We start from the raw sequence: 11,073 nt of genomic DNA on the forward strand, positions 1-11,073 counted from the left end.
GTGGGTGCGGACGGTAGCCGCCTGTGAGTGTGGACCGGAAGCCGCGTGCCCTTACGGCTGACCACCCAGCCCGCGCACCCTCACCCGCCACCGCGGCGGAGCGGACCCGTCCCCCTTGATCTGCTTCACCACGACCCGCCCGTCCACCAACCGCGTCGTATACCGCTCCACCTCCGCCTGCTCCCAGCCGTCACCCAAGTCCGGGACCACCAGACCGCCGCCCTTGCGCCCCTCGGCCGGCGCCCACACCTCCAGCTCCATCCCGCCGTCCGCGCCCCGTACCGGGATCACCGCACCACCCCGTGCCAGTACCGGGATACGCGACAGAGGCGCGTCCACCAGCACCTGCCCCGGTCCGTCGTACGCCTGCCCGGTCGCCGTGTCGTACCACCGGCCGCGCGGCAGCCGCACCGCCCGCCGGTCCGTCCCGCGCTCCAGCACCGGCGCGACGAGCAGCGCGTCGCCGAGCAGAAAGGCGTCCTCGCAGTCGCGCAGCGCCCGGTCCTGCGGAGACGCCCACCACAGCGGCCGCGCATACGGGGCTCCGGTCCGCATCGCCAGATGCGCCAGCGTGACGAAGTAGGGGCGCAGTCGCTCCCGTTCGGCGAGCGCCGCCTTCGCACAGGCGAGCACCTGTGGGCCGAATTCCCAAGGCTCCCTGCGCCCCGCGTCGATCGCCGCATGCGTACGGAACAACGGCAGTTGCGCCCCCAGCTGGAACCAGCGCAGATACAGCTCAGGCGACGGACTGCCGTCGAAGCCGCCCACATCCGGACCGGAGTACGGGACGCCGCACAGCCCGAGCCCCAGCACCAGGGAGAGCGAGGCGCGCAGCCCGGGCCAGCCGGTGGACACATCTCCTGACCAGGTGCCTCCGTACCGCTGCATACCCGCCCAGCCGGAGCGCGAGAAGAGGAACGGCCGCTCCTGCGGGCGCAGCTGCCGCAGCCCCTCGTACCCGGCGCGCGCCATCGCGAGGCCGTACACATTGTGGGCCTCCCGGTGGTCGCCCCCACGCCCCTCCAGTGCGTGCCGGGCGGAGCGCGGCAGCGTCATATCGCCGAACGGCGTGAAGGACACCGGTTCGTTCATGTCGTGCCACACTCCGGAGAACCCCTGCGCCAGCCGCTCCTCGTACAGCTCTCCCCACCACCGGCGGACCGCCGGATCGGTGAAGTCCGGATAGACACAGTCGCCGGGCCAGACGACGCCCCGCACCTCCTTGCCCCGTGCGTCCCGTACGAAGGCTCCCGCCGTCTTCCCGCTGTCGTACACCGCGTTCCCGGCTTCCGCCTTCACCGCCGGATCGACGATGGAGACCAGCCGGACCCCGTCCTCGCGCAGTTCCCCGGCCATCGCCGGCAGATCGGGAAAACGTTCCCGGTCGACGGTGAAGACCTGATGCGCGTCGTAGTGGTCGATGTCGAGATGGACCGCGGACAGCGGAAGTTCCCGCTCCCGGTAGCCGGCGACGATCCGGCGCACCTCCTGCTCGCTGCCGAAACCCCACCGCGCATGCTGCGGGCCCAGCGCCCAGGACGGCGGCAGCGCGGGCGCGCCCGTCAGCTGCGTCCAGCCGGCCAGTACGCGCGCGGGCGTGCCCACCACCACCCAGCAGCGCAGCGGCCCGCCGCCCATCCGCACCTCACTGGTGCCCGGCCGGTCGTGCCCGGAGCCCGCGCCCTCCGCGCCCTCCCGAAGGGTGACCCGGCCTTCCCAGGAGTTGTCGTGGAAGGCGAGATGGGTACCCGCGTCGGCGACCACCAGCTGCACCGGCATGGTGATGTACAGCGGATCGTCGTCGGGACCGAAGCTGCCCCTGGGGTCGGTGTTCCACAGCCGGTACGTGCCGTCGCGCAGCCGCGGTCCGGACGCCCGGCCGCCGAGCCCGAAGAAACGCGCGTCCGCAGGCACTTCGGTCCGCTGCACCCACCGCGCCGGACCGCCCTGCACCGGCTCCCACCAGCGCGGCGGCAGATCCCGGCGCAGTACGACACCGCCGGGCGTCCGGATCTCGACGGCGCCGTGCCGGGAGACCTCGACCGTCACCCGCTCCGACACCACGCGCCAGCCGCCGTCCTTGTCGGGTTCCAGCACGGCTCGCGGATCCGGCTCGGGAGGCGTGCCGTCGAGCGCGTACGACGGCTCGGGCTCCGCGCCGTCCCAGCCCCAGAAGACTGCCCCACCGGCCGCGACCCGGATGCGCAGCTCCGAACGGGCGAACCGTATGATCCCGCCGCCGGGCAGCGGCTCGGCCCCGCTCACCTGTCCGGGCACCCTGGCCCGCTCCGCTCCCCGGGCGGGCAGCCCCCGGGCGTCGGTCCGTCGTTGTCGCCATGCCGAGCGTGCCGCGCGCAGCCCCCGCACCGTTCCGAAGATCTTCACCGAGCGCACCAGCCCACGACCGTCCATGCAGCTCACCCTGCCATCCGGCGGGGCGTACGTGGGGTTTGTTCAACTCCCGTTCACCCGTGGTCAGAGCACATATACCCTCGTCCGACCATGGGTGGTGAGCCCTGGTGCGAATGACGATCACATGGCATCGTCCCTGTCAGCCGCGTCACGCGCACACCCCGCTCGTGCGCGTGACACACGCAGACACCGCGTAGAGCCACCCGGGAGCCGCACCATGACCTCAGCAGCGAACCCTGCCCCTCTCTGGCAGCCGGACCCCGACCGCATCGCAGCCGCCCGGATCACCCGTTTCCAGGCCTGGGCCGCCGAGCGCCACGGAGCCCCGGCCGAGGGCGGCTACGCGGCGCTGCACCGCTGGTCCGTCGACGAGCTCGAGACCTTCTGGCGGGCGGTCGCCGACTGGTTCGATGTGCGGTTCTCCACTCCGTACGAGCGTGTCCTCGCCGATCCCGCGATGCCCGGCGCCCAGTGGTTCCCGGGTGCCACCCTCAACTACGCGGAGCATGCGCTGCGCACCGCCGAGGACCCGGCCCGCGCCCATGACGCGGCGCTGCTGCATGTGGACGAAACACATGAGCCGACGCCGATCAGCTGGTCGGAGCTGCGCCGCCAGGTCGGGGCGCTCGCCGCCGAACTGCGTGCCCTCGGCGTACGCCCCGGAGACCGCGTCAGCGGCTACCTCCCGAACATCCCGCAGGCGGTCACCGCCCTGCTCGCCACCGCGGCCGTCGGCGCGGTCTGGACCTCCTGCGCGCCCGACTTCGGCGCCCGCAGCGTCCTCGACCGCTTCCAGCAGGTCGAGCCCGTCGTCCTGTTCACCGTCGACGGCTACCGCTACGGCGGCAAGGCACACGACCGCACCGAGACCGTCGCCGAGCTGCGCCGCGAACTGCCCACCCTGCGCGCCGTGATCCACATCCCGCTGCTCGGCACCGACGCCCCCGAAGGCGCCCACGACTGGTCCGCGGTCACCGCCGGTGACGCTGAACCCGTCTTCGAACAGGTCCCCTTCGACCACCCGCTCTGGGTGCTCTACTCCTCCGGCACGACGGGCCTGCCGAAGGCCATCGTCCAGTCGCAGGGCGGCATCCTGCTGGAGCACTTCAAGCAGCTCGGCCTGCACTGCGACCTCGGCCCCGAGGACCGCTTCTTCTGGTACACCTCCACCGGCTGGATGATGTGGAACTTCCTCGTCTCCGGCCTGCTCACCGGCACCACGGTGGTCCTGTACGACGGCAGCCCCGGCTATCCCGACACCGGCGCACAGTGGCGCATCGCCGAGCGCACCCGGGCCACCCTCTTCGGCACCTCCGCCGCATACGTGATGGCCTGCCGCAAGGCGGACGTCCACCCCGCGCGCGACCACGACCTCTCCCGTATCAAGTGCGTCGCCACCACCGGCTCCCCGCTCCCGCCCGACGGTTTCCGCTGGCTGCACGACGAGGTGGCCGAGGACCTGTGGATCGCCTCGGTCAGCGGTGGTACGGACGTGTGCAGCTGCTTCGCCGGCGCGGTGCCCACTCTGCCCGTGCACATCGGCGAACTCCAGGCCGCCTGTCTCGGCACCGACCTCCAGGCCTGGGACCCTCAGGGCAAGCCGCTCATCGGCGAGGTCGGCGAACTGATCGTCACCAATCCCATGCCGTCCATGCCGATCCGGTTCTGGAACGACCCCGACGGCAGCCGCTACCGCGAGAGCTACTTCGAGATGTTCCCCGGCGCCTGGCGGCACGGCGACTGGATCACCATCACCGACCGGGGCTCCGTCGTCATCCACGGCCGCTCGGACTCGACGCTGAACCGTCAGGGTGTCAGGATGGGCTCGGCCGACATCTACGAAGCCGTCGAACGCCTCCCGGAGATCCGCGAGTCGCTGGTCATCGGCCTGGAGGAACCGGACGGCGGCTATTGGATGCCGCTCTTCGTCCACCTCGCCGAAGGCGCCGCTCTCGATGACGGCCTACGGGCGCGCATCAAGCAGACGATCCGCGAACAGCTCTCCCCACGGCATGTCCCGGACGACATCATCGAGGTCCCCGGCGTCCCGCACACCCTCACCGGCAAGCGCATCGAGGTGCCGGTGAAGCGCCTCCTGCAGGGCACGGCACTGGCGAAGGCGGTCAACCCCGGCTCGGTCGACAATCTCGAACTGCTGCGATTCTACGAAGACATCGCCCGCAAACGCGGCTAGCAAGGAGCCCGAAATCAAGCCCGTCCGGCTTCCGAGGCGCGGGGGCCGGAAATCAAGCCCGTCCGGCGATTGAGGACAAAACGGCAGCCGGACGGCCCCGGCGGAAAAACCGCACTACCCCCCGTACGTGGCCTCGGACTCACCCAGCACCGCCGCGAAGTCCGAGGCCAGCCTCCCCGCCTCCGTCGGCTCCAGCTCCGCCGTCGTGATCCTTACGCCCGGCCCCGAGGCGATCCGGAACCTCGCCCCTGCCGCAACCCACCAGCCCCTGGACCGCAGCCCGTTGACGACTGCGGACTCGTCCCGCACCGGCACCCACACATTCATACCGCTCACACCATGTGCGTCGACACCATGTGAGTCCAGCGCGGCCACCAGGGCCGCTCGCCGCTCCCCGTAGGCCGTACGCGCCCGCCCCACCTGCGCCATCGTGTCCCGATCGGTCATCAGCCCGAGCACGGTCCGCTGCAGCAGATGACTGATCCAGCCGGATGTCAGCAGCAGCCGGCCGTCGTGCCGCGCCAGCGTCGTCGGATCGCAGGCGGCCGCGGCCCACCGCAGATCAGTCCCCAGATACTTGGTGACGGTCCGGACATGCGCCCAGCGCGAAAGGCCTCCCGCGGTAAGCGAGTTGAGCGGCGCGCCCGAGATGTCCGAGGCGTGGTCGTTCTCGATCACCAGTACCTCGGGCGAGTCCCGCAGTACGTCCACGAGCGCGTCGCGCCGCCCGGCCGAGAAGCAGCCACCGTACGGATTCTGTGCCCGCGGACTGGATACGACGGCCCGTGCCCCCGCCCGCAGCGCCGCGCCCAGCGCCTCCGGCCGCATGCCCTCGTCATCCACCGCCACCGCCACCGACCGCAGCCCCAACGCCTGTACCAGATCGAGCAGATGGTGGTAGCCCGGATCCTCCATCGCCACCGCATCGCCCGGTCTCAGCTCGGTGGAGAGCAGCCGCGCCACACAGTCGAGCGCCCCGTGCGCGAAGGTGACGTGCTCGACCGGCACCCCTTCGTCACCGATCCAGGCCCGGACCGCCTGCTCCAGCTCCGGCAGCCTGGGGGCCGAACGGTGCGAACGGGCCCCGGGGGAGAGTCGCGCGGGCGGCACCAGGTCCGGCAGGAAGGCCGGATCGGGGTGCCCGCCGGCCAGATCCCGCAGCCCCTCGGGCACCTTCGGCGGCCGCCGGGAAGCCACTGCCGGCGCTGCGGCGACCACCGTCCCGCCCCGTCCACGCGTCACCACGACACCGCGTCGACGCAGCTCCTTGTACGCCGTCGCGACCGTCCCGGCGCTGACCCCGAGATCGTCGGCGAGCCGCCGGACAGGCGGCAGGGCGTCCCCGGGCCCCAAGCCCCCGTCCGCCACGGCCCGTTCGACGGACGCGGCAATCCCCTTGGCGGTCGTACCTTCGATCGAATATTGTGCTGCCACGTAGTTAACTATGTACCAATACATAACTCACGTCAAGGGGGAACCGGTGAGCCTGCTCCACCGCCGGGCCGCACTGAAGGACCGCATCCCAGGAGGACGCGACGGTCGTCGCATGCTTGGCATCACCCTGGTCGACAAGACGGGCAACGGCCTCTGGACCGCCACACAGGCGCTCTACTTCACCTACGTCACTGGCCTGTCCATCGCCGAGGTGGGTCTCCTCATCTCGGTCTCCGCCGGTATCGGCATCGCCGGCGCGCCGATCGCAGGCCGTATCGCCGACCGGTTGCCCATCACCCGCGTCCTCATCGCCGCCCAGCTCCTGCGCGCCACCGCGGGCCTCGCCCTGCTCACCACCGACCACTTCGCACTGCTGCTGGTCATCGCGGCCTTCGGCAGTCTCGGCGACCGCGCGGCCAATGTCCTCACCAAGCTCTACGCCGCCCGCATCGCCGGCTCCGAGCGCGTCCGCTACCAGGCCGTGAACCGCACCGTCGGCAACACCGGCTTCGCCATCGGCGGCCTCGCCGCTGCGGCCGCCCTCGGCATCGGCACCACAGCCGCGTACCAGTCACTCCTCGTGGGCAACGCGCTCACCTCCCTGTGCGCCGCCCTCCTGACCCTGCGCTGCGGCGAGCCCCCCGCCCCGTCGCGCGTCGTCACCGGATCCGGCAGCACGACCGCCGCCGCAAAGCCCGCCAACCCCTGGCGCGACCGCACCTATCTCCTCTACGTGGCCAGTGAGGCGGTGCTCTTCCTTGACGACGCGGTCTTCATGGTCGGGCTGCCGCTCTGGATCGTGCACGCCACCGAAGCCCCGCACGGCCTGGCCCCGCTTCTGCTCGTCCTGAACAACGTGATGGTGGTGGCCCTCCAGATCCCCCTCGCCCGATTCGGCGCCACCACACAGGCCGCCCGGCGGCTGCTCGGACCGCTCGCGGTCACCTTCGCCGCCGGCACCCTCGCCATGAGTGTGTCCGCAGCCGACAGCCGCTGGCTCGCGATCACCGCACTTGTCCTCGCCGCCGCCGCACTCACGCTGGCGGAGATCCTCCACGCCACCATCTCCTGGGAACTCTCCGTCGCTCTCGCCCCCGACGAGGCACAGGGCGCCTACCTCGGAGTGCACGGAGTGGCCGCATCGGCCCAGCGCAGCGCCGGCCCGCTGATCGTCACCGGAGCCATCGCGGTAGGCCCCGCAGGCTGGGCACTGCTGGGTGCCGGACTGGTGGCCACCTGCTTCGCCCAGAGTCGGCTCGTACGGAACCAACTGCCCGACCCCGCATTGTCAGAGCCGCCAGTTACGGTGAGTCACCAGTAGTCAACAGTGCTCAGGGGGAGAGATGGCGTACACCAAGCGGTCCAAGCATTCCAAGCAGTCCAGGCGGCCCAAGCGGTCAACGCGGTCCACACATCAGCGATCCCGGAACAACGCATCCATGCGGCGCACCCTGCACCGCGAAGTCCCCGGCACCGTAGGCCTGCTGGCCGACGAGCAGGACTTCACCGCGATGCGCCGCTACCGCACCTTCACCTTCGACGACCATGCGAGCTATCTCCGGCAGATCGACGACCTGCTCAGAACCCTCGCCTCCCGGCAACTGCACACCAGTGTCGCCCTCTTCGACCCCGAGGACTTCACGGAGTACTGCGCGGAAGCGGGCCTCGACCCCGACGCGGCCATGAGCCGCTCCCGCTACACCGCGGAAATCGCCGGCCGCGGCGCCACCGTCCCGTACACCGGCCAGCCCCTCGACAGCCTGCTGCCCCAGCTCATCAACAAGGCAGTCCGCCAGGCCACTTGGGAGTACGCCACGATGCTCCTCGCCGACCTCGGAGAGTGCGCCGACTGCGGCCAGGACATCGGCCGGGCCGCCTTCGACCGGGCCTCCCGCATCCTGATGCGACTGCTCGAGGAGGCCGGACCCGGCACACACCACCTCGTCTGCAGCGTCCCCGCTCCCGACGAACAACTCCTCGCCGTCCTGCACGCCGAAGGAGCCACAGCGGCACCCGCCCACCTGGACGCCTCCGAGGGCGCGGAGTTCGTCACCGTCCTCGCGGCAGGCATCGCCCTCGAGAGCCCTGGCGGTGTAGTCCTTCGTACGAGCGCTCCCGGTGCCCCGGACCACCTCCACGGCTGGCGGCTCCACCAGGGCCGACTCCTCCCGCTCACCGCCGGTGAGGTCTTCAGCGCCTACTGCACCGACGCCACCACCGGCGAACCACTGTCCCCGGAGTCCGGGGTGGAGTACTGCGCGGGCTTCGACATCACCACCGACGACCCGGGGAACCATCACTGAACGCCCAAGGGGCTTCCTGCCGTCCCCGGCAGGAAGCCCCTTCGGCATCCGTCTGCTGATACCCGCCTACTGATCCACCGACTACTCGCCGGAGAGCACCGCCCGGGCGGCCACGCGGGCCTCCTCGGCGGTGTCCGTGGCACGGGCCGCGGCGGCAGCTCGCTCGCACTGGGCGAGCGTGTACTTCGCCAGCGTCGCCCGCACATACGGAATCGACGCCGCACCCATGGACAGCGAGGTCACACCGAGACCGGTGAGCACACACGCGAGCAGCGGATCGGAGGCGGCTTCACCACACACACCACAGCTCTTGCCCTCGGCCTTCGCGGCCTCGGCCGACAGCGCCACCAGATCCAGCAGCGCCGGCTGCCACGGATCCTGCAGCCGCGACACCGCACCCACCTGACGGTCGGCGGCGAAGGTGTACTGCGCGAGGTCATTGGTTCCCAGCGAAAGGAACTCGACCTCCTGCAGGATCGAACGCGCCCGCAGCGCGGCGGACGGAATCTCCACCATCGCACCGAACTTCGCCCGCAGCCCGGCCTCGCGGCACGCGTTCGCGAACGCCTTGGCGTCCGTGCGATCGGCCACCATCGGCGCCATCACCTCGAGGTACACCGGCAGCCCCTCGGCGGCCTTGGCCAGCGCCGTCAGCTGCGTCCGCAGCACCTCCGGGTGGTCCAGCAGACTGCGCAGCCCGCGCACACCCAACGCCGGGTTCGGCTCGTCGGCCGGAGTCAGGAAGTCGAGCGGCTTGTCCGCACCGGCGTCCAGCACGCGCACGACCACCCGGCCCTCGGGGAATGCCTCGAGCACCTTGCGGTACGCCTCGACCTGCTTCTCCTCGGACGGCGCCTGCTTGCTGTCGTCGAGGAAGAGGAACTCCGTACGGAACAACCCGACGCCCTCGGCACCGGCCTCCACCGCGGCCGGCACATCGGCGGGTCCGCCGACATTGGCCAGCAGTGGCACCTTGTGCCCGTCCGACGTCGCCCCCGGCCCGCTGGTAGCGGCAAGCGCGGCCTTCCGCTCCGCCGCGGCCCGCTCCATCTCGGCGCGCTTCTCGTCGCTCGGCTCGACGAAGATCTCGCCCGTGCTGCCGTCGACCGCGATCAGCGTGCCCTCGGCCAGCTCACAGGCGCCCGGCAGCGCCACCACGGCGGGAACTCCGAGCGCCCGCGCCAGAATGGCGCTGTGACTCGTCGGTCCGCCCTCTTCGGTCACGAACCCGAGCACCAACGCCGGGTCGAGCAGCGCGGTGTCCGCCGGCGCGAGATCCCGCGCGATCAGTACATACGGCTCGTCGCTGTCCGGCACACCCGGCATCGGCACGCCGAGCAGCCGAGCGACGATCCGGTTCCGTACGTCATCGAGGTCCGCGACCCGCCCGGCCAGGTACTCACCGGCACCCGCCAGCAGCGCGCGGTACGCGGCGAGCGCGTCGTACACCGCGCGCTCGGCAGTGCTGCCGACGGCGATGCGCCGATCCACGTCTGCCATGAGCTCCGGGTCCTGCGCCATCATGGCCTGCGCCTCGAGCACAGCCTGCGCCTCGCCACCTGCCAGATTGCCCCGAGCAATCAGGTCGGCGGCCACAGCTTCCACGGCCTTGCGCGCGCGCCCCTGTTCGCGCTCCGCGTCCTCCGCGGGAATCTGCTTGGCCGGAGGTTCCAGGACCGCCGTGCCCATGTGCCGAACCTCGCCGATCGCCACACCGTGGCTCACGCCGACGCCTCGCAGCGTTGTCTGCATTTCACCCGTCTCCGATTGAGCGACGGCAGCTGCCGTCGCGATGGATGTCCAACTGACGCCGCCACCGCGGCGTCGGCGTCACTGCCAGACGAAGAGGGTGTCGCCGGCCTTTACGTCGCCGTCCTCGCGGACGTCGGAGAGGGAGTCGGCCGTGGCCTCGAGCGCCACGATCGGACAGATGGCGGACTTCCCGGCAGCCTCGACGGCCGACGGGTCCCAGCGCACCACAGACTGCCCGCGCTGAACAGTGTCGCCCTTGTTGACGAGCAGCTCGAAGCCCTGGCCGTTGAGCTGAACAGTGTCGATGCCGAGGTGCGTCAGCACTCCGTGACCCTGATCGTCGACGACGACGAAGGCGTGCGGGTGCAGGGAGACGATGACGCCGTCAACGGGGGCGACGACCTCCGACGGCTCACGCACGGGGTCAATAGCGGTACCGGGGCCGACCATCGCACCGGAGAACACCGGATCAGGCACAGCCGCGAGTCCGATGGCACGTCCAGCAAGAGGGGACGTCACTGTGGTCATGGAGCCTCCCAGGGGCGGAGATTCGTACGGCGTCGTCACTGCCTGTGCCGGACGACGCACTGTTCAGAAGGGTAAGTCATAAGAAGTCCTAGTTCCGCGTGAGAGCTACCAGTTGGCGGACCTAGGTGCGCACCGGAAACGATTTGCCTCGTCTCCCGGCGACCGGTAGTGTCGAACCCCTGTCTGACCCCAACGCGACGTTGAGTCGGGGGTCGGCAGCAGCTATCAAGCCGAGATTCTAACTGGTCTAAACCTCTGCATGTCCGCAGGGCGGTGGTCGGGAAGAGCGAAAGAGCCTGATAGAGTTTGGAAACACCGAAGGGAAGCGCCCGGAGGACCCCATGAAAAGGGTCTGAAGGAAGCGTCCGTTCCTTGAGAACTCAACAGCGTGCCAAAAGTCAACGCCAGATATGTTGATACCCCGGCCTGTTTCGGCAGGTTCGAGGTTCC

General features: G+C 70.6%; 7 protein-coding genes. 3 read left to right on the plus strand and 4 right to left on the minus strand.

Going from position 1 to position 11,073, the window contains the following annotated elements:
* Positions 1-51: 51 nt before the first annotated feature.
* Positions 52-2,412 (minus strand): glycoside hydrolase family 31 protein, encoded by a 2,361-nt coding sequence (locus tag ACFYXH_RS35365; RefSeq protein WP_389571938.1) that lies wholly within the window; start codon positions 2,410-2,412, stop codon positions 52-54.
* A 217-nt stretch (positions 2,413-2,629) separates the two neighbouring features.
* Here ACFYXH_RS35365 and ACFYXH_RS35370 point away from each other — a divergent pair, with 217 nt between their 5' ends.
* The gene (locus ACFYXH_RS35370; RefSeq protein WP_389571941.1) at positions 2,630-4,606 is read left to right on the plus strand and encodes an acetoacetate--CoA ligase; all 1,977 of its coding nucleotides are present in this window, start codon (positions 2,630-2,632) and stop codon (positions 4,604-4,606) included.
* A gap of 114 nt (positions 4,607-4,720) precedes the next feature.
* Here the strand turns inward: ACFYXH_RS35370 and ACFYXH_RS35375 are convergent, their stop codons facing one another.
* Positions 4,721-6,040 (minus strand): aminotransferase class I/II-fold pyridoxal phosphate-dependent enzyme, encoded by a 1,320-nt coding sequence (locus tag ACFYXH_RS35375; protein WP_389571944.1) that lies wholly within the window; start codon positions 6,038-6,040, stop codon positions 4,721-4,723.
* A gap of 112 nt (positions 6,041-6,152) precedes the next feature.
* Between ACFYXH_RS35375 and ACFYXH_RS35380 the strand changes: the two genes are divergently transcribed.
* Complete coding sequence (locus tag ACFYXH_RS35380) at positions 6,153-7,361, plus strand: MFS transporter (RefSeq protein WP_389571948.1); 1,209 nt, start codon at positions 6,153-6,155, stop codon at positions 7,359-7,361.
* Positions 7,362-7,383: 22 nt separating this feature from the next.
* On the plus strand, positions 7,384-8,343 hold the full coding sequence (locus ACFYXH_RS35385; RefSeq protein ID WP_389571951.1) for a hypothetical protein: 960 nt from the start codon (positions 7,384-7,386) through the stop codon (positions 8,341-8,343).
* 81 nt (positions 8,344-8,424) lie between these two features.
* Here the strand turns inward: ACFYXH_RS35385 and ptsP are convergent, their stop codons facing one another.
* Both ptsP and ACFYXH_RS35395 read right to left on the minus strand, forming a co-directional pair.
* Complete coding sequence (ptsP, locus tag ACFYXH_RS35390; protein ID WP_389571954.1) at positions 8,425-10,095, minus strand: phosphoenolpyruvate--protein phosphotransferase; 1,671 nt, start codon at positions 10,093-10,095, stop codon at positions 8,425-8,427.
* A 78-nt stretch (positions 10,096-10,173) separates the two neighbouring features.
* Positions 10,174-10,623: a PTS glucose transporter subunit IIA gene (locus ACFYXH_RS35395; RefSeq protein WP_389571956.1), complete on the minus strand. Its 450-nt coding sequence runs from the start codon at positions 10,621-10,623 to the stop codon at positions 10,174-10,176.
* Positions 10,624-11,073: the final 450 nt, after the last annotated feature.

Origin of the sequence: Streptomyces sp. NPDC002730 (assembly GCF_042888805.1) — a bacterium.
Taxonomy (GTDB): Bacteria; Actinomycetota; Actinomycetes; order Streptomycetales; family Streptomycetaceae; genus Streptomyces.

Bases quoted from the DNA above. Each gene is read 5' to 3' on its own strand.
- ACFYXH_RS35365 (WP_389571938.1), bottom strand. From the start codon at position 2,412: ATGGACGGTCGTGGGCTGGTGCGCTCGGTGAAGATCTTCGGAACGGTG.
- ACFYXH_RS35380 (WP_389571948.1), top strand. From the start codon at position 6,153: ATGCTTGGCATCACCCTGGTCGACAAGACGGGCAACGGCCTCTGGACC.
- ACFYXH_RS35395 (WP_389571956.1), bottom strand. From the start codon at position 10,623: ATGACCACAGTGACGTCCCCTCTTGCTGGACGTGCCATCGGACTCGCG.
- ACFYXH_RS35370 (WP_389571941.1), top strand. From the start codon at position 2,630: ATGACCTCAGCAGCGAACCCTGCCCCTCTCTGGCAGCCGGACCCCGAC.
- ptsP (WP_389571954.1), bottom strand. From the start codon at position 10,095: ATGCAGACAACGCTGCGAGGCGTCGGCGTGAGCCACGGTGTGGCGATC.
- ACFYXH_RS35385 (WP_389571951.1), top strand. From the start codon at position 7,384: ATGGCGTACACCAAGCGGTCCAAGCATTCCAAGCAGTCCAGGCGGCCC.